Origin of the sequence: Bradyrhizobium sp. HKCCYLRH2047, from assembly GCF_051168175.1 — a bacterium.
Taxonomy (GTDB): Bacteria; Pseudomonadota; Alphaproteobacteria; order Rhizobiales; family Xanthobacteraceae; genus Bradyrhizobium.
Window position 1 is genome coordinate 91,028 of the sequence record NZ_JBNPUM010000017.1, and the last position, 18,525, is coordinate 109,552.

At 65.8% G+C, this 18,525-nt stretch carries 20 protein-coding genes; 8 read left to right on the forward strand and 12 right to left on the reverse strand.

Going from position 1 to position 18,525, the window contains the following annotated elements; all coding sequences use genetic code 11:
• Positions 1 to 35: 35 nt before the first annotated feature.
• The 5 genes from ACQR1D_RS29230 to ACQR1D_RS29250 all read left to right on the forward strand — a co-directional run bounded on the left by ACQR1D_RS29230 (position 36) and on the right by ACQR1D_RS29250 (position 3,081).
• The gene (locus tag ACQR1D_RS29230; protein WP_434840279.1) at positions 36 to 839 is read left to right on the forward strand and encodes a ComF family protein; all 804 of its coding nucleotides are present in this window, start codon (positions 36 to 38) and stop codon (positions 837 to 839) included.
• Positions 840 to 868: 29 nt separating this feature from the next.
• Entirely contained in the window at positions 869 to 1,144 is a 276-nt protein-coding gene (grxC, locus tag ACQR1D_RS29235) for a glutaredoxin 3 (protein ID WP_434840278.1), read from the forward strand.
• Positions 1,141 to 2,019, forward strand: coding sequence for a carbon-nitrogen hydrolase family protein (locus ACQR1D_RS29240; protein WP_316182888.1), 879 nt, complete (start codon positions 1,141 to 1,143; stop codon positions 2,017 to 2,019). Before grxC ends, ACQR1D_RS29240 begins: the two co-directional genes overlap by 4 nt.
• The gene (locus tag ACQR1D_RS29245; protein ID WP_316182887.1) at positions 2,016 to 2,504 is read left to right on the forward strand and encodes a DUF1178 family protein; all 489 of its coding nucleotides are present in this window, start codon (positions 2,016 to 2,018) and stop codon (positions 2,502 to 2,504) included. The genes ACQR1D_RS29240 and ACQR1D_RS29245 overlap by 4 nt, the downstream gene beginning before the upstream one ends.
• A 139-nt stretch (positions 2,505 to 2,643) precedes the next feature.
• On the forward strand, positions 2,644 to 3,081 hold the full coding sequence (locus ACQR1D_RS29250) for an EamA family transporter (RefSeq protein WP_316216851.1): 438 nt from the start codon (positions 2,644 to 2,646) through the stop codon (positions 3,079 to 3,081).
• Here the strand turns inward: ACQR1D_RS29250 and ACQR1D_RS29255 are convergent, their stop codons facing one another.
• The 6 genes from ACQR1D_RS29255 to ACQR1D_RS29280 form a co-directional block, all read right to left on the reverse strand.
• The gene (locus ACQR1D_RS29255; protein WP_315800622.1) at positions 3,082 to 3,981 is read right to left on the reverse strand and encodes an EamA family transporter; all 900 of its coding nucleotides are present in this window, start codon (positions 3,979 to 3,981) and stop codon (positions 3,082 to 3,084) included.
• Positions 3,982 to 4,182: 201 nt separating this feature from the next.
• Positions 4,183 to 4,902 (reverse strand): ribonuclease activity regulator RraA, encoded by a 720-nt coding sequence (locus tag ACQR1D_RS29260; protein WP_434840277.1) that lies wholly within the window; start codon positions 4,900 to 4,902, stop codon positions 4,183 to 4,185.
• Positions 4,903 to 5,110: 208 nt separating this feature from the next.
• Positions 5,111 to 6,847: an L-arabinonate dehydratase gene (gene araD, locus ACQR1D_RS29265; protein WP_434840276.1), complete on the reverse strand. Its 1,737-nt coding sequence runs from the start codon at positions 6,845 to 6,847 to the stop codon at positions 5,111 to 5,113.
• On the reverse strand, positions 6,844 to 7,704 hold the full coding sequence (locus tag ACQR1D_RS29270; RefSeq protein WP_315800625.1) for an ABC transporter permease: 861 nt from the start codon (positions 7,702 to 7,704) through the stop codon (positions 6,844 to 6,846). Before ACQR1D_RS29270 ends, araD begins: the two co-directional genes overlap by 4 nt.
• An 11-nt stretch (positions 7,705 to 7,715) precedes the next feature.
• Positions 7,716 to 8,480, reverse strand: a complete 765-nt coding sequence (locus ACQR1D_RS29275) for an ABC transporter ATP-binding protein (RefSeq protein WP_315800626.1) — start codon at positions 8,478 to 8,480, stop codon at positions 7,716 to 7,718.
• On the reverse strand, positions 8,480 to 9,511 hold the full coding sequence (locus ACQR1D_RS29280; protein WP_316182883.1) for an ABC transporter substrate-binding protein: 1,032 nt from the start codon (positions 9,509 to 9,511) through the stop codon (positions 8,480 to 8,482). Before ACQR1D_RS29280 ends, ACQR1D_RS29275 begins: the two co-directional genes overlap by 1 nt.
• A 124-nt stretch (positions 9,512 to 9,635) precedes the next feature.
• On the opposite strand from ACQR1D_RS29280, the gene ACQR1D_RS29285 reads away from it, so the two are divergent.
• From ACQR1D_RS29285 to ACQR1D_RS29295, 3 genes are all read left to right on the forward strand, one after another.
• On the forward strand, positions 9,636 to 10,346 hold the full coding sequence (locus tag ACQR1D_RS29285) for a GntR family transcriptional regulator (protein WP_315800628.1): 711 nt from the start codon (positions 9,636 to 9,638) through the stop codon (positions 10,344 to 10,346).
• A gap of 321 nt (positions 10,347 to 10,667) precedes the next feature.
• Positions 10,668 to 11,102 (forward strand): response regulator, encoded by a 435-nt coding sequence (locus tag ACQR1D_RS29290; RefSeq protein WP_315800629.1) that lies wholly within the window; start codon positions 10,668 to 10,670, stop codon positions 11,100 to 11,102.
• Complete coding sequence (locus ACQR1D_RS29295; protein WP_434840275.1) at positions 11,083 to 14,694, forward strand: PAS domain S-box protein; 3,612 nt, start codon at positions 11,083 to 11,085, stop codon at positions 14,692 to 14,694. Before ACQR1D_RS29290 ends, ACQR1D_RS29295 begins: the two co-directional genes overlap by 20 nt.
• A gap of 99 nt (positions 14,695 to 14,793) precedes the next feature.
• On the opposite strand, the gene ACQR1D_RS29300 is transcribed toward ACQR1D_RS29295, so the two are convergent.
• The 6 genes from ACQR1D_RS29300 to ACQR1D_RS29325 form a co-directional block, all read right to left on the reverse strand.
• Positions 14,794 to 15,429: a response regulator transcription factor gene (locus ACQR1D_RS29300; RefSeq protein WP_315717165.1), complete on the reverse strand. Its 636-nt coding sequence runs from the start codon at positions 15,427 to 15,429 to the stop codon at positions 14,794 to 14,796.
• A gap of 461 nt (positions 15,430 to 15,890) precedes the next feature.
• Entirely contained in the window at positions 15,891 to 16,400 is a 510-nt protein-coding gene (locus tag ACQR1D_RS29305) for a response regulator (RefSeq protein ID WP_315800631.1), read from the reverse strand.
• Between the two features lie 196 nt (positions 16,401 to 16,596).
• Complete coding sequence (locus ACQR1D_RS29310; protein ID WP_315800632.1) at positions 16,597 to 16,920, reverse strand: PilZ domain-containing protein; 324 nt, start codon at positions 16,918 to 16,920, stop codon at positions 16,597 to 16,599.
• A gap of 34 nt (positions 16,921 to 16,954) precedes the next feature.
• On the reverse strand, positions 16,955 to 17,824 hold the full coding sequence (locus tag ACQR1D_RS29315; protein WP_315800633.1) for a CheR family methyltransferase: 870 nt from the start codon (positions 17,822 to 17,824) through the stop codon (positions 16,955 to 16,957).
• Between the two features lie 29 nt (positions 17,825 to 17,853).
• Positions 17,854 to 18,243, reverse strand: coding sequence for a response regulator (locus ACQR1D_RS29320; RefSeq protein WP_315716971.1), 390 nt, complete (start codon positions 18,241 to 18,243; stop codon positions 17,854 to 17,856).
• Between the two features lie 30 nt (positions 18,244 to 18,273).
• Positions 18,274 to 18,525: chemotaxis protein CheW (locus tag ACQR1D_RS29325; RefSeq protein ID WP_434840274.1), on the reverse strand; the 252-nt coding region annotated here is incomplete at its 5' end.

Consider the following 18,525-nt stretch of genomic DNA (forward strand, 5'->3'; position numbering starts at 1 on the left):
TTGAGCGGCGCGGGTTGCGACGCTAGCCTCAACACATGGGCGTGACGTTTGCTCCAATCAGCGTCGGACGACTTCGTACAGCCGTAGGCGCGCTGCACGGCGGTCTCGCGCATGTCGCGAAGCTCGCACTCGACGTCGCGCTCCCCACGCTGTGCATCGCCTGTCGCGAGCCGGTCGACGGCGAGGGCGTCTGTGCCGCCTGCTGGGGCAAGCTGTCGTTCATCGAGCGGCCTTATTGCCCCAAGCTCGGCATCCCCTTCGTCTACGATCCCGGTCCGGAGCTGTTGTCGATGGAGGCGATCGCGGCGCCGCCGGCCTATGCCCGCGCCCGCGCGGCGGTGCGCTATGACGAGGTCGCCCGCACCCTGGTGCATCAGCTGAAATATCAGGATCGCACCGATCTGGCGCCGATCATGGGACGCTGGATGGCCCGCGCCGGCCGTGAGCTGCTGGCCGAAGCCGACCTCGTGGTCCCCGTGCCCCTGCATTGGCGGCGCGGCTTTTCCCGCCGCTATAACCAGTCCGGCGCCCTTGCCCGGGTGGTCGCCCGCTGTAGCCGCGTCCGAATGAGCGGCGATACGCTGCGCCGTGTCCGCGCCACCGAGCAGCAGGTCGGCTTGTCGCGCGCCCAGCGCGCCAGCAATGTGCAGGGCGCATTCCAGGTATCTTCAGACCGCCTGCATGACGTGCAGGGGCGCCGCATCGTGATCGTCGACGACGTACTGACCACCGGCGCGACGGTGGATGCCTGCGCCCGCGCTCTGCTGCGCGCCAAGGCGGCCGAGGTCGGCGTGCTGGTCTTCGCCCGGGTTGTCGATGCCCCCCGCGCTCCCATATAATCTGTCGTTCTGAAACAGCTGAGCGCGACATGACCGCTGCGATCGAAATCTATACCCGTCCGGGGTGCGGCTACTGCACGGCCGCCAAATCGCTCCTGACCCGCAAGAACGTTCCCTTTACCGAGCATGACGCGGGCAGGGATCCGACGATTCGGCAGAAGATGTATGATCGTGTCGGCCCGGGCTCGACCTTTCCGCAGATCTTCATCGGCCACACCCATGTCGGCGGCTGCGACGATCTCTATGCGCTCGATCGCGAGGGCAGGCTCGACGCCATGCTGGCGGGAGACAAGGCGACATCATGAGCAACGACCGCAGCTTTACCGCCGCCATGGTGCAGATGCGCACCTCGCTCCTGCCCGAGCCGAGCCTCGAGCAGGGCACAAGGCTGATCCGGGAAGCGGTGGCGCAGGGCGCGGAGTACGTCCAGACGCCGGAGGTGAGCAACATGATGCAGCTCAACCGGACGGCGCTGTTCGAGCAGCTCAAGAGCGAGGCGGACGATCCCTCGCTCAAGGCCTATCAGGCACTCGCGAAGGAGCTGGGCATCCATCTGCACATCGGATCGCTGGCGCTGCGCTTCTCGGCAGACAAGGCCGTGAACCGCTCGTTCCTGATCGGGCCCGACGGCAACGTGCTGGCGAGCTACGACAAGATCCACATGTTCGACATCGACCTGCCGGGCGGCGAGAGCTATCGCGAGTCCGCCAATTATCAGCCGGGCGAGACGGCCGTGATCTCGGATCTGCCCTGGGGCCGTCTGGGGCTGACGATCTGCTACGACGTGCGCTTCCCGGCGCTGTATCGCGCGCTGGCCGAGAGCGGCGCCTCGTTCATCAGCGTGCCCTCAGCGTTCACCCGCAAGACCGGCGAGGCGCACTGGCACACGCTGCTGCGCGCCCGGGCCATCGAGACCGGCTGCTTCGTGTTCGCCGCCGCCCAATGCGGCGTGCACGAGAACAAGCGCGAGACCTTCGGGCATTCGCTGATCATCGATCCCTGGGGTGAGATCCTCGCGGAGGGCGGCGTCGAGCCCGGCGTCATCATGGCGCGGATCGATCCCGCGCGGGTCGAGAGCGTGCGCCAGACCATTCCTTCGCTGCAGCACGGCCGCCGGTTCGGCATCGCCGACCCCAACGCGGGTCCGGACTATCTGCACCTGGTGCGGGGCTCGGCATGATTCGCTACGCGCTGCGCTGCGAGCGTGACCACACGTTCGAAAGCTGGTTCCAGAGCTCCTCGGCCTACGATTCGCAGGTGAAGCGCAAGCTGGTGGAATGCCCGGCCTGCGGCTCGACCAAGATCGAGAAGGCGATCATGGCGCCGCGCATCGTCAGCAAGAAGGGCCGCGACGCGGCGCCCGTGCCTGCCGCGCCTGCTCCGGTACCGACGCCCGCCCAGGAGGTCATTCCGCCCGGATCGACGTCGCTGATGATGGCGCAGGAGCGCGAGCTGCGCGCCAAGCTCAAGGAGCTGCGCGACCACATCGTCAAGAACGCCGACGATGTCGGCGAGCGTTTCCCGACGGAGGCGCGCAAGATGCATTACGGCGAGACCGAGCACCGGCCGATCTATGGCGAGGCTTCGCTCGACGAGGCCCGCGAACTGATCGAGGAAGGCATCGAGGTCGCGCCGATCCCGGTGCTGCCCGACGACCGGAATTGACCGGCGGGGCTCGTCACTCGGCGGCAGCCGGCAGTGATGCGCGCACGATCTCGGCAATCTTTCCAGCATTGCGAGCGCCGCGAAGCAATGACGGTTGAAATGTCTCGACCTCAACTGCGACCTTCCTCCGAGAGATGAGATGTTCCCCCTCTCCTCCTCCTGGCAGCTCTGGGCCCTCCTCTCGGCTCTGTTCGCGGCCCTCACCGCCATCTTCGCCAAGGTTGGCGTCGAGGGTCTCAACTCCGATCTCGCCACGCTGATCCGCACCGCGATCGTGCTGGTGACGCTGGCGCTGATCCTGTTCGCGACCGGCCAGCTGACGAGCCCCGGCCCGATCTCGATGAAGAGCTGGCTCTTCCTGACGCTGTCGGCGCTCGGCACCGGCGCCTCGTGGCTGTGCTATTTCCGCGCCCTGAAGCTCGGGCCGGCGACGCTGGTCGCGCCGATCGACAAGCTCAGCGTCGTGCTGGTCGCCTTGTTCGGGGCCGTGTTTCTCGGCGAGCGACCGAGTCCCCAGGGCTGGATCGGCATCGCGCTGATCGCGGCCGGTGCCGTGCTGATCGCGCTCAAGGGTTGACTACACCGCGATCAGCAGCGCCACCCCGGCGACGATCAGCGCGATGCCGCCGATCTCGCGCAGCGAAACCGGCTGCTTGAACGAGTAGTACGACACGCCTTGCGCGAACAGCACCTCGATCAGCGCCAGCGTGCGGACATTGGCGGCCGCGGTCAGCGCAAACGCCAGGAACCAGAATTGCGACGCGAAGGCGCCGACGAAGCCGGCCATCATCGACGGCCGCCACAGCGACAGGATCCCGCGCAGGATGCCGGGGGCGCGCGCCAGCAGATAGACGGTGAGGAGCGCCGTCTGCACGAACAGGCCCCAGACCAGCGTGTAGGACGCCGCCGTGACGAAGGAGACGCCGTCGACGGTGATGATGGCACCGCGGAAGCCGACGGCCGACAAGGCGAACGCGGCGGCTGCGACCAGTCCGGTCACCGTCGGCTTCAACTCTGCGAAGCCCTTCTCGCCACCGGGACGCAGCGCGGTGATAACGACGCCGATGGTAGCGATCAGGATGGCGACCAGCTTCGGCAGCGAGAGCGGATCACCGAGGAAGATGAAGCCGAAGATCGCGGTCTGGATCGCCTCGGTCTTCAGATAGGCGGTGGTGACGACGAACGAGCGATCGGTCATCGCCAGCAGCATCAGCCCGGTGGCGATGATCTGGCTGAGCGCGCCGAGCAGCAGCCACGGCCAGAACACAGCAGGCGGCCATGGCAGATGGTCGCCGGTGGCCAGCAGCACCACGGTCAGGAACACCAGCGAGAACGGAAAGCCGAACAGGAAGCGGATATTGGTCGCACCCCAGGTGCCGAGCTTCGCCGTCAGCGACCGCTGCATCGCGTTGCGCGCGACCTGACCCGCGGCGGCGACCAGGGTGAAGGGAATCCAGAGGGAGGCGATGGAGAGCATGGGGCACGGAGCGGCTATGAGGGCCGGCCACCGTGACCAGCGCGGAGCGCCCGGTCAACAGCGCACGTGGCGATTCAGCCGCATGTCAGGCTTGCAGCTCTCGCTGGATGGGCGGGCATTTTCGGCGCTTTGTGGTACGCTCGCGCCACAACAACGGTGTCGTCCCTGCGTTCGCAGGGACGACACCGGAATTTGGAGCGGCTACCTGTTGTTCTTCGCGCGCCATGCCGCGAAGTCGGCGGGCGTCTGCGGGTCGGTTGCCGGATAGAGGCCGAGGATCGAGCGGCCCTTGGCAACTTCCTCGGCAACGAAATCCTCGAACGCGGTCATCTCGAACGTCTCGTCCGCGATCTCGTCGGCGAGATGGGCTGGGATGACGATGACGCCGTCGGAATCGCCGAGGATGACGTCGCCGGGAAACACCGGGGCGTCGCCGCAGGCGATCGGGCCGTTGATCTCGATGGCATGATGCAGGGTGAGGTTGGTCGGCGCGCTCGGGCGCTGGTGGAAGGCGGGGATGCCGAGTCTGGCGATGTCGGCGGCGTCACGGAAGCCGCCGTCGGTGACGACGCCGGCGACGCCGCGCTGCTGCAGCCGGCTGACCAGGATCGCGCCGGCCGAAGCAGCGCGCGCGTCCTTGCGGCTGTCCATCACCAGCACGGCGCCGGGCGGACAATCCTCGACGGCCTTGCGCTGCGGATGGCCGCGGTCGCGAAACACCTCGATCGTGTTGAGATCCTCGCGCGCCGGGATGTAGCGCAGCGTGAAGGCCTCGCCGACCATGGTCGGCTGCTCCGGACTGAGCGGATGGACGTTCTGGATGCACTGGATTCGCAGGCCGCGCTTGAACAGCGCGGTGGCGACGGTCGCGGTCGAGACGGTCTTGAGCTTGTTGCGGGTGGCGGTGCTGAGTCTGGTCATGTCTTGGTCTTGCTCGCTGCGCTCCCTCCCCCTTGCGGGGAGGGGTGGGGGTGGGGGTCCACATCAATGGTGTCGCTTGGGGCTACCCCCCTCCCCAGCCCTCCCCCACAAGGGCGGAGGGAGCGCACCTTTGCTGCGGTGATGGCTCGAATCCCAATCTCGAAGTTCCAGACTCAGGCTTCGCCTGCCTAGGAACGACAATCGCTAACTAATAAATAGCCGGCTCGCCCACCGGCGCGCCGAAGCCGGTTTCCAGGAAGTCGAAGTCGCAGCCATCATTGGCCTGCCTGATGTGGCGGGCGAACATCCAGCCATAGCCGCGCTCGAAGCGCGGCGTGGGCGGCTGCCATTCGGCACGGCGGCGGGCCAGCTCGTCCTCGGGAACGTCGAGATTGATGGTGCGGGCGGCGACGTCGAGCGTGATGAGATCGCCGTTGCGCACCAGCGCCAGGGGACCGCCGATATAGGACTCCGGCGATACGTGCAGGATGCAGGCGCCGTAGCTGGTGCCGCTCATGCGAGCGTCCGACAGGCGCACCATGTCGCGGACGCCCTGCTTCACCAGCTTGGTCGGGATCGGCAGCATGCCCCATTCCGGCATGCCCGGGCCGCCCTGCGGCCCGGCATTGCGCAGGATCAGCACATGATCAGCGGTAACATCGAGATCGGGATCGTCGATCGCCTTCTTCATCGACGGATAGTCGTCGAACACCAGCGCCGGGCCGGAATGCTTGAGGAAGCGTGGCTCGCAAGCCGAAGGCTTGATGACGCAGCCGTCCGGCGCAAGATTGCCCTTGAGCACGGCGAGTGCGCCCTCGCGGTAGATCGGGTTGGACTGCGGACGGATGACGTCGTCGTTGTAGACGCCGGCATCCGCGATGTTGTCACCGAGCGTACGGCCGTTGACGGTGAGGCAGTCGAGATGGAGGTGCTCCGTCATCCGGTTCATCAGTCCCGGCAAGCCGCCGGCGTAGTAGAAGTCCTCCATCAGATAGGTGTCGCCGCTCGGCCGCACATTGGCGAGCACCGGCACCTTGCGGCTCGCGGCCTCGAAATCATCGAGGCCAATGTCTGCACCCGCGCGGCGCGCCTGCGCGATCACATGGATGATGGCGTTGGTCGAGCAACCCATTGCCATCGCCACCGCGATCGCGTTCTCGAACGCGGCCTTGGTCTGGATCTTCGACGGCGTCAGGTCCTCCCACACCATCTCGACGATGCGGCGGCCGCATTCCGAGCTCATCCGGATGTGCTCGGCATCGGCGGCGGGGATCGACGAGGCGCCCGGGAGGGTCATGCCGATCGCTTCCGCGATCGCAGTCATGGTCGACGCCGTGCCCATGGTCATGCAGGTGCCGTGGCTGCGGGCGATACCCGCCTCCATCGCATTCCAGTCGGCGTCCGACAGCTTGCCGGCGCGGCGCTCGTCCCAGTATTTCCAGGCGTCGGAGCCGGAGCCGAGCGTCTTGCCTTTCCAATTGCCGCGCAGCATCGGCCCCGCGGGAAGATAGATCGCCGGCAGGTTCATGCTGGTGGCGCCGAGCAGCAACGCCGGCGTGGTCTTGTCGCAGCCGCCCATCAGTACCACGCCATCGACGGGATGGCTGCGCAAGAGCTCCTCGACATCCATCGCCAGCATGTTGCGATAGAGCATCGTGGTCGGCTTCAACAGCGACTCCGACAGCGACAGCGCCGGCAGCTCGATCGGGAAGCCGCCGACCATCAGCACGCCGCGCTTGACGTCGTCGACGCGCTGCTTGAAGTGCATGTGACAGGGCTGCGCATCCGACCAGGTGTTGACGATGGCGATGACCGGACGGCCCTTCCATTCCTCCTGGGCGTAGCCCATCTGCATCACGCGCGAGCGATGGCCGAAGGAGCGGAGATCGTCGGGCGCGAACCAGCGCGCGCTGCGCAGCTGATCGGGTTGCTTGCGGTCGGTCATGATTGGGTGCCCCAGGTCAGGACGGTCTTGCGCTCGATGGTCCGGAAGATCAGGTTCTCGACCACGAGACCGATCAGGATCACGGTCAGGAGGCCGGCGAACACCGCCGGGATTTCGAGCAGGTTGCGGTTCTCGAAGATGAACCAGCCGAGACCGCCCTGGCCAGAGGAGACACCGAAGACCAGCTCCGCGGCAATCAGGGTGCGCCAGGCAAAGGCCCAGCCGATCTTCAGGCCGGTGAGGATGGCCCCGAACGCCGCCGGGATCAGGATGCGGATCACGTAGGAGAAGCCGGTGAGGCCATAGTTGCGGCCGACCATGCGCAGCGTGTTCGACACGCTCTTGAAGCCCGAATGGGTGTTGAGCGCGACCGGCCACAGCACCGAATGGATCAGCACGAACACGAGACTGCCGCTGCCGAGCCCGAACCAGATCAGGGCCAGCGGCAACAGCGCGATCGCCGGCAAGGGATTGAACATCGCCGTGATCGTCTCGAGGAAATCGGTGCCGATGCGGGTCGAGATCGCGAGCACAGTCAGGATCGCCGCGAGAACGATGCCGGCGGCATAGCCCATGAACAGCACCTTCAGCGAGGTCCAGACGCGCATCGGAATGGTGCCGTCGCGGACCTTCTCCCACAGCGCCGCGATGGTGTCGGAGAAGGTCGGGAACAGCAGGGGATTGTCGAGATAGCTGCCATAGGCCTGCCAGATCGCGGCGAGCAGGACAATGATCAGGGTCTTGCGCACGAAGCCGTCGTTCCACAGCAGCTCGAGCACGCCGAGCTTGCGCGCAACATCTGCAGGCGCGGCGCTCGCGGCCGACGTATCACGCAGGATGATCTTGGCTTCAGCCATGGGCGCCGTCCTCAATGCGTCGTTGCGGGTTCGGAGAACAAGAGATCATGGATCTGCTTCTCCAGGCGCGCCGCGCTGCCGTCCTCGGCCGAGACCTTGTCGACATCGATGACCTCGGCCTTGACCCGGCCGGGATGCGGCGACAGCAGCAGGATGCGGTTGCCGATCTTGATCGCCTCCGCGATCGAATGCGTCACGAACAGCACCGTGAACTTGGTCTCATTCCAGAGCTGCAGCAGCTCGTCCTGGCAGGTCCGCCGCGTCAGCGCATCGAGCGCCGCGAACGGCTCGTCCATCAGCAGGATGTCCGGCTCCATCGCCATGCCCCTGGCAATTGCGACGCGCTGCTTCATGCCGCCCGACAGCGTGTGCGGATAGGCATCGACGACGCGCGTCAGCCCGACCTTTTCGATGTAGGCGCGGGCGCGGCTCTCGGCCTCCTTGCGCGGCATGCGTCGCGCCGTCAGCAGTGGAAACATGACGTTGGCGAGCACGGTCTTCCAGGGCAGCAGCTGGTCGAACTCCTGGAAGATCATCATGCGGTCGGCGCCGGGCCCGGTGATCTCGCGGCCGTTGATGCGCATCCGGCCTTCGCTCGGCTTGATGTAGCCGCCGACCGCCTTCAGCAAGGTCGACTTGCCGCATCCCGACGGCCCCAGCAGCACGAAGCGGTCGGAGCGGTCGACGGAGAAGCCGACCCGCTCCGTCGCGGTGATCACCGCGCTGGAGGTCTTGTAGCGCAGGGTGACGCCATCGACGTCGAGCAGCGCGGACATCAGTTGCCCTTCAGATCATGCGCGACCGGCAGATAATAGTCGGTCCAGGCCTTGGGCTGGGTCTTGATGGTGCCGATCTTGGCGAGATGGGCGGCGAACTTCATCGTGCCCTGCGGCTCCAGATTCCATTCCATCATGCCGGGCTCCTTGAGCCAGGCAAGCAGGTCCTCGACCGAGGTCTTGTCGCCGGTGATCTCCTTGTAGATCTCGACCGCGGTCCGGGTGTCGCTGCGGATCAGGTCCTGCGCTTCCTTGGTGGCGTCGCGCACCGCCTGGATGATCTTCGGATTGGCGTCGGCGAACTTCGTCGTGGTGAAGAACTGCGCCTGGCTGAGCGGCCCGCCCATCACGTCGGGCGAATTCAGCACGACATGCGCGCCGGGCACGTTCTTCAATTCGAGGAACGTGTAGGGCGGGATCGAGAAATGATTGTGCACCTCGTGCTGCGGATTCGATAGCGCCGTATAGGCGTCGGGGTGACCGAGCTGCACGGTGTTGGCGTCGAGCTTGTTCCACTGATCGGCGCCGAACGCCTCGGCGGCCGCGATCTGCAGCACGATGGCTTGGGTCGAGACCTTCACGGTCGGCACCGCGATCTTGTCGCTGGGGCCAAAATCCTTGATCGACTTGATGTTGGGATCGCGGCTGATCAGGGTCATCGGCTGCGCCGAGGTCGCGACGATGCCCTTCACGCCACCGCGGGTGCGATCCCACAGCAGCAGCAGATTGCCGGTGCCGGTGTTGAGGATGTCGACGCTGCCCGACAGCAGCGCATCGGTCTGCGCGCCGCCGCCGGAGAAGGTCAGCCATTTGGTGGTGACGCCGGGCACGCCGAGCGCGGCAGCATGCTTCTCGATCAGCTTGTTCTTCTCGATGATGTGGCTCGGCATGTAGAAGATGCCGGGCTGGCGCGACAGCGAGATTTCGGTCTTCTGCTGGGCCTGCGCGGCGTCATTCCAGGCCGGCGCGACCAGCAGCGCGGCCAGCAGGCCGGCGGCTCGTGCGGCCGAGCGCGCGAACTTCTCGAACATGGGACATCCCTCCTCGCGTGCCGGCTCCTTCTTGACGGCCGGCGGGGAGATGCACTAATGCATTAGTGCATCTCTGACAAGGGCTGTTCTCCCCCTGCGACATTCGAGCCGGACGTCCGACCCCATGGCATTGCCTGCGACGCCTGCTGCGGTTCTACCGCCCGAACGGCTCGATCCGAGCCGGCGCGCGGCACCGCAGGTCTTCGAGCGGTTGCGCGACCAGATCATCGCCCTGGCGCTGCCACCGGGAGCACCATTGTCGCGGCCGGCGCTGCAGGCCGAGTTCGGCCTCAGCTCGACGCCGATCCGCGACGCGCTGATGCGCCTCGCCGAAGAAGGCCTCGTCGACGTGTTCCCGCAGCACGCGACCCTGGTCAGCCGCATCGATGTTGGTCGGGCGCAGCAGGCGCAGTTCCTGCGCCAGGCGCTGGAGCTCGAGATCGTGCGCCTGCTCGCGCTGCGGCCTGCGACGGCCCCGATCGACGAGCTGAACGCGCTGATCGCCCAGCAGCGGCGCTTCGCCAGGGACGGCGACTTCGCGTCATTCACGGTGGTCGACAACGCATTCCACGAGCGGCTCTACACCGCCGCGGACAAGCACGAGCTGTGGACCCTGGTGCGGAGCCGCAGCGGTCACATCGACCGGCTGCGCCGGCTGCATCTGCCGTCCCCCGGCAAGGCGCAGACGATCCTGCGCCACCACAAGCAGATCGTCGACGCGATCGCCGCGGGCCGCCCGGACGACGCGCAGACGCATCTGCGCGAGCACCTGACCGGCACGCTGAGCGACCTCGCGACCATTCGGGGCCGCTGGCCGGACTATCTCAGCGGCTAGTGGCACGCCGATACGAGCAAAACAGGAGCCCTGGCAAATCGTCCATCACCCAGATTAATCGAATGTGAAGCGTTCCAGCCTTACAACCACGGCGCGAATGCCTCAAATGCAGGCAAGAACGCCGTTCGAGCACACGCCTCGCTCCCGCAACGCAAGGCGCCCGGATTGTCTCCCGATTGGCGCGTCCGGAACAGCGGTGTCTGCCCGCGTCCCATCCTGCATGTGACTTGTCCGGCGAAACGCTTGCGGCGCGCCGCGAATTGGGCAAAACCTTACAACTGACCGTTGGTCTTGCTGCCAGCCAATCGGGAGATGCGGAGCGTGGCGAAGATTCTGGTCGTGGACGACGATCCGCTCATGCAGCTGACAATTCAGCGCGTGCTCGAACGGGCCGGTCACGTCGTCGGCATCGCCGGCGACGGCCAGAAGGCGCTCGTCCGCTTCAAGAGCGAGAGCTTTGACCTGGTGATCCTGGACATCTTCATGCCGGGCATGGACGGGCTGGAGGCGATGCGCATGATCCTCAGGCACACGCCGGGTGTTCCGATCATCATGACCTCGGGACGTTCCCACACCCCGGCCTCGATGTCTGAGCCCGACTATCTTACCATGGCCACCAAGCTCGGAGCGGTTTCCGCGTTGCCCAAACCGTTCAAACCGGCAGCCCTCCTGACGATGGTTTCCGAATGCCTGGCATCGGCAGGCGATCGGGCTACTCGACCCCGGCCAGGCCAAGATGCTGTTCCGAAATCCTGACGGCCGAACCGAAGGGCTGCTGCTCAGCAGCGCGCAGCGCGCGAGCGAGGCTTCGCGGTTCGGCGGGCGCCTCACGCTGACGACGCGGCTGGCGATCGCGATGATCCTGCTGGTCGCGATCGCGGTGTTCGCCGTCGGCTGGCTCGGCTATCGCAGCCTCGAGCGGGCGCTGTTGCCGCGCGCGCTCGATCGAATCGAGTCGCATTCGCGCCTGATGGCGACCGAGCTCGAAAACTATGTCGGCAGCGCCCGCAACGACATCAACGGCTATCGCGCCTCGCCGAATCTGGCAACATTGATACGCACACTGAAGACGGGGGCTCCCGATCCCCGCGAAGGGCTGCCGGCGCAGTCGTGGCGCGAGCGGGTCGCAACGCGCTACTTCGCCGAGCTGCAGGCCAAGCAGACCTACGCGATGATCCGCCTGGTCGGGATCGAGAACGATTATCGCGAGCTGATCCGGGTCGACCGGCTCGGGCCGGGCAACACGGTGCGGATCGTTCCGGAGAACGAGCTGATCACGCGCGGCGAGCGCAACTACATCAAGGAGACGCTGAGCCTGCCGCCCGGCGGCATCCGGCTGTCGCCGATCATTCTCGACGGCAACACGACGGACCCCAAGACAAGCGTGCCGATGCTGTGCGTCGGCACGCCGGTGTTCGGGGCGGACGGCAAGCCGTTCGCGATCCTGATGGTCGATCTCGACATGCGCCCGGTGTTCGCGCATCTGCGCACGGCGGCCCGCCCGGGCGCACAGCTCTATGTCGTGAACGCCCGCGGCGACTATCTCTTCCATCCCGAATCAGACCGGGAATTCGCCTCGAAACGCGGCCGATCGACGCGATGGCAGGACGATTTTCCGACGCTCGCAGGCGCAACCGGCAGCGCCGAGGGTTTCGCGCAGATCCTGCACGACGAGGCCGATCGTCCCGGCGGCGTCGCCTTCGCGCCGGCGCTGCTCGCGGGACAGGAATGGGTGGCGGTGATCGAGACGATCCCGAACACCGCCTTCATGGCGCCCGCCCTCGCCATCCGCAAGACGGCGATCGAGGTCGGCCTGATCGCAATGCTGTGCGCGGCCGCGCTCGCCTTCGTGGTCGCGCGCTCGCTGACGCGGCCGATCAACCAGCTCACCCAGGCCGTCGAGGGCGTGGGGCGCGGCGAGACGGTGAATATCCCGCTCGAGGCGGTCGGCGAGACCGGCGTGCTGGCGCGGGCCTTCGCCCGCGTGCTGGACGAGGTTCGCACCAAGACCGCCGAGCTCGAGCGCGAGGTCCAGGAGCATTACCTGACCGAAGCGGCGCGCGACCATTTCGCCGCCCGCGAACGGCTCTACAGTGCCGCGGTGGAATCGTCGAACGACGCGATCGTGACGCTGTCGCTGGACGGCACCATCACCGCCTGGAATCCGGCAGCCGAGGCCATGCTGGGCTACTCCGCCGAGGAGGCCGTGGGCCGCCTTGCCGATTTCCTCGTGCCGCCCGAGCGCATGCCCGAGGCCCAGGACTTCCTCGTGCGCGTGGCGCGCGGCGAGCGGATCCAGCATTTCGAGACGGTGCGGATCCGCAAGGACGGTGAGCTGGTCCAGGTCTCGCTCAGCGTCTCGCCGATCAAATCACCGACGGGCCAGATCATCGGCGCCTCCAAGATCGCACGCGACGTCACCGAGAGCCGCCGGACCGAGCTGGCGCTGCGCCAGCAGACCGAGGAGCGGCGGCGCATCTTCGAGACGTCGCAGGACCTGATCCTCATCACCGACCGCAATGGCATCCTGATTCAGGTCTCACCGAGCGTGGAGACGATTCTCGGCTATACGCCAGCCGAGATGATCGGCCGCAGCGGCGCGGATTTCATCCACTCGGACGATCTGCTCAAAGCACGCGAGGAGCTGCGCGCCTCGCGCCTCGGCCTTCGGGCGCGCACCTCCGACTGCCGCTACGTCCACAAGGACGGCCGCGTGGTGACGCTGTCTTGGACCTCGAACTGGTCGGAGCCGGTGCAGCGCCACTTCTTCATCGGCCGCGACATGACCGAGAGCCGGCTGGCGCAGGAGACGCTGCGGGAAAGCGAACAGCTCGCCCGCAACATCATCGAGACCGCGCTCGATGCCTTCGTCCAGGTCGACGACAACGGCGCCATTCTCAACTGGAACTCCCAGGCCGAGAAGATCTTCGGCTGGTCGCGCGCCGAGATCATCGGCAAGGACGTCTTCGACGTCATCACGGTCGGGGATGTCGGCGAGGAGCTGCGCGCCGCGCTCGGCCGTATCCTGATGACCGGACAAGCGAGCGCACTCGGGGGCGGCCGCCGACGCGAGGTCATGGTGAAGCGGCGCGACGGCCGCGAGTTCAAGGCCGAGCTCAGCGTGACCGCGCTGAGGACCCGCAACGGTGTCGTGCTGAACGGCTTCTTCCGCGACCTCACCGACAAGATCGCGACCGAGGAACGGATCCGGCAGTCCGAGAAGATGGAGGCGATCGGCCAGCTCACCGGCGGCATCGCACACGACTTCAACAACATCCTCACCGTGATCACCGGCACGATCGAGATTCTCGCCGCGGCCGTGGCCAAGGAGCCGCAGCTCGCCGCGATCACCAGGATGATCGACGAGGCCGCCGCGCGCGGGGCCGATCTCACCCAGCATCTGCTCGCCTTTGCGCGCCGGCAGCCGCTGCAGCCGCGCGAGGTCGACGTCAACACGCTGATGATCGACACGGCCAAGCTGCTGCGGCCGACGCTCGGAGAGCAGATCGAGATCGAGTCCGTCTTCCAGGATGAGACCTGCGTGGCGCATGTCGATCCGAACCAGCTCGCCACGGCAGTCATCAACCTCGCGCTCAATGCCCGCGACGCGATGCTGAATGGCGGCAAGCTCATCCTGGAGACCGGCTGGGCCGACCTCGACGAGAACTACGCAAGTCTCTACGACGACGTGCGGCCCGGTCGCTACGCGATGATCGCGGTGAGCGACAGTGGCAGCGGCATTCCCGCCGCCATCATCGACAAGGTGTTCAATCCGTTCTTCACCTCGAAGGGGCCGGGCAAGGGGACGGGGCTCGGATTGTCGATGGTGTACGGCTTCGTGAAGCAATCGGCCGGCCACATCAGGATCTACAGCGAAGAGGGCCACGGCACCACGATCCGGATGTACCTGCCGCCGGGCAGCGAAGAAGCGATCACGCAGCCATCGGGCGCCGCGCCGGCGATCCAGGGCGGCCAGGAGACAATCCTGGTGGTGGAGGACGACCGGCTGGTGCGCGGCTACGTTCTCGCCCAGCTCCATGCGCTGGGCTACGCGACGCTGGAGGCGGCCAATGCCGCCGAAGCGCTGGCTATCACCAATGCCGGAGAGCCGTTCGATCTACTCTTCACCGACATCATCATGCCGGGGACGATGAACGGCCGCCAGCTCGCATCCGAGATCCAGCGGCTTCGTCCCACGCAGCGGGTCCTGTTCACCTCCGGCTATACCGAGAATGCCGTGGTGCATCACGGCCGGCTCGACGAAGGAATTCTTCTGTTGCCGAAACCGTACCGCAAATCCGAGCTGGCCAGGATGATCCGCAAGGCGCTCGCCGCGACCGAGGCTTGAAAAGCGAGGCTTGACCAATGCGGCCTGACCGACGCGGCCTGCGCCTGCGATTGCCGCTGCTCCAGAGCGCGGCCACGTGCGGGCGGCCCGGCCATCGGCTCAATTGGCGCGCGACGCCGTCATCACGATGCGGATCAGATCGGCCGCGTTGCGCGCGCCGAGCTTCTTCATGATGTTGGCGCGGTGATCCTCGATCGTGCGCGGGCTGATGCCCAGCGTGCGCCCCGCCTCCTTGTTCGAGGCCCCCGCCGTGAACTGTTCCAGGACCTCGCGCTCGCGCCGCGTCAGCGGCTCGCGGCCGGGGAAATGCAGCGAGCCGATCTTCGGCGAGGCATTCTCCTTCTGCCGCCGCGCGAACGCGCCAATCGCCTCGTTCAGACGGGCCACGATCTCACTGCCGCGGAACGGCTTCTCGATGAAGTCGAGCGCCCCGTTCTTGATCGCATTCACGGCCATCGGGATGTCGCCCTGGCCTGAGATCATGAAGATCGGAGCCGGATAGTCCTCGCCGTGCAATTCCCTGAGAATGTCGAGACCGGACTTTCCGGGGATGTGCACATCGAGCAGGATGCAGGCCGGTGTCCTGCTCCGCGCCACCGCCAGGAGCGCGGCGCCGTCCGCAAAACAGATCACTTCATACCCACCTGCCGACAAGACCATCGAGAGGGTGTCGCGCACGGCTGGGTCGTCATCGACGACAAAAATCTCACCGCGGGAAGTTGTTTGTTCGGCCATGGGCGATTGCTCTTGCAAAGGAGAAGAAACAATGAAAGCGCGTCTTATGATACCATACTCGTCGGGTGCTTTGGGCACCCGTATTTGTACGGTTTATGATCCTAACCCACAAGTAGTAGCTGCAGATCGGTGATCGCCTTCACGAGACCACGATCTGGACACGATCTCAAGGCAGTCGTCTCGAGCAGCATGCTGCCTTGCAAAACACATCAACGCCGACAGCATCATGATCGACATCAAACTCTGATCGCATCAGCGTTGCCGACGTGCACCACGCCGAACAGACATGCTCGGCGCCAGACGCGTGCACGGCTCTCTGTCCACGAAAATCTGCACGGCATTTGACACAAGACGTACAGGCGTCAGCCGGCCTTGCCCTCGTTTTGATCAGAGATCGGCGGGATTTGGACGTTGCACAGGATTGTGCACTCCGGACGGCGGCTTGCGCCGATGCGGCTCTCTCAGGACCGATGCTTCGCGGCAACACTTTCGGCTGCGACGCCGCCCCAGGTGTGAACCACGGGCAGGCCGAGCGCAGTCTTGCCGAGATTGGCCAGGCAGATGCGCAGCGCCGCCAGATCGACTGGCTTCGGCAGGCTCTGCAGGTCGATTCCGAGCGAGCGCGCGAACAGCCGGGCCTCAATTCGCTTGGCCGCGTCCATGCCGCTGATCACGATCACGGAACCGGCGAAGCGGGTATCTGCGATGACCTTGAGGACCTCGGTCCCGTCGCCGTCCTCGAGCATGAGATCGAGCGTGACGCAGTCAAAGCGCTTGTTGCGCACCTCGCGGATCGCATCGCTGCACGTGGCCGCGACCGTCACGGCGTGGCCGGCCTGCTTGGCCGCCAGCGCGATCAGCGTCCGCTGCGCGGCGTCGTCGTCGACGACCAAGAGCTGCAGCGCGCGCCGCTCGCCATCATCGGCGCGCTCCGACCGGCTGGATGCAAGTTCCGAACTCATGACCGGCATTGGCCGTCCCTGGAAATTTGACCGACGTCATTGTCATACACGTCCGACCCTGCGGCGACGTAAAGCGGCTCTCCGAAAAGCCGCCACCCGTCTTAGGACTTGCGCAGGACCCGGGCTGGCGCGTCTCTTCGTCGCTCCGCGCGCGGAAGCTTCTCAAGCAGCGGGCGAGCAATGCGCCGTGCCGCCGGAAGGCGAACTAGTTGACGGTCGCTTCCTGGCCGGCGGAGGCGTTGCCGCGCTTCTTCTTGTTCTTTCCCTTGATGAACTGGATGTCCATCTCGGAGCCGTTGACCCGGACCAGCTCGCAGCGGCGGTAGGCGAGCCCCGTCGAGGACAGCAGCAGAAAGAACTCCTTCAGGTTCAATCCCTGGATCGATCCTTCGACCGTCAGCACCGCGTCGTTGTCCGAGATGGCGTTGAGCTGGCAGTCCCTGCGCCAGGTCCCGTCGATGCCCATGATGCAGACATCGTAGCCGCGGCTGAAGGTGACGCGCTCCGTACCTTTGTTGTCGTCAGACATCTTCGCGTCCTGCTCTATTGGGCTGCCGAAACATCTAGTTGCCCGCGGCCGCGATCCTGGGCATTCCCGGAGCCGGCGCCTTCGCCGCGGAAACGATCCCGCTCGGGCGATACAGGCCACGCCGGTCCGTAAGGGGCTTGAACACGTCGGTGAGGCCGACGACGGTCTCCGCGGCGCCGAGAACGAGGAAGCCGTCCGGCTCCATCAACTTGGCGAGCCGGCCGAAAATGTTGATCTTGGTGTCCTGGTCGAAATAGATCAGCACGTTGCGGCAGAACACGACGTCGAACGTGCCGAGCTGGGAGAAGTCGTGCAGCAGATTGAGCTGGCGATGCTGGACCATGCCGCGCACGTCGGAATTGATCTGCCAGAGTTCGCCCGCCTGCTTGAAATATTTGACCAGAAGCTGGATCGGCAGCCCGCGCTGCACCTCGAACTGGCTGTAGAGACCCGCCTTGGACTTCTCGAGCACCTCCTGGGAGAGATCGGTGGCGATGATCTCGATGCGCCATCCACTGAGCGCAGATCCCATCTCCTTGAGCGACATCGCCAGCGAATACGGCTCCTGGCCGGTCGAGCAAGCGGCGCACCAGATCCGGATCGACTTGCGGTTGGCGCGCGCCTTGAGGAGCTCCGGCATGATCACGTCGCGAAAGTGATCGAACGGGACCTTGTCGCGGAAGAAGAACGTCTCGTTGGTCGTCATCGCTTCGACGACCTGGCTGATCAAGGCGCTCGACCCGTCCTTCAGCTTCTGGACGAGATCGCTGATGCTGGCCAGGCCGGCCTTGCGCGCGAGCGGAAGCAGGCGGCTCTCGATCAGATATTGCTTGTCGGCAGACAGATCGAGACCCGATTTGTCTCGAAGCAGTTTGCGCAGGAACTCATAATCGGGCTGGTTCACGGGCGGCCTCTTCTGGGCAGACGAAGGGATCAGGCGGATTCGGCTGACAGCGCCTGGATGAGACCGACTTCCTGGAATTTGGCGGCGACGATTTCCTTGTCGAACGGCTTCATGATGTATTCGTTGGCGCCGGCGTTGAGCGCGCGCGAGATGTGATCGATGTCATTCTCGGTGGTGCAGAACACCACCTTCGGGCCTTCGCCGCCCGGCAGCCGGCGCAGGCGCCCGAGGAAATCATAACCGTCCATGACGGGCATGTTCCAGTCGAGCAGAATGGCGTCCGGCAGGCTCTTGGTGCAGATCTCGAGCGCCCGCTCGCCATCCTCCGCCTCGACGACGGAAAAGCCCAGCTCCTCCAGGATACGGCGTGCGATCTTGCGCACGACGCTGGAGTCATCCACGACCAGACAGCTCTTCATTGTTGTCTCCCCTATGGGACGGTTGACGGGCTAGGCGGCGATTGCTGCCTTCGGCAGGAGTTCGAGCACGCGATCGACGTCGAGAATGACCATCAGCTGGCCGTCGAGGCGGTGCACGCCGCCGGCAAGCTTCGCCATGCGCGGGTCGAGGTTGACGGGGTTCTCCTCCCGGCCCTCCTCGGGCAGCCGCAGCACCTCGCCGATCTGGTCGATCAGGAGACCATAGGACTCGCCGCGCAGATCGACGCCGACCGCCATCGGCGGCTTGCCGTCCTCGGCGCG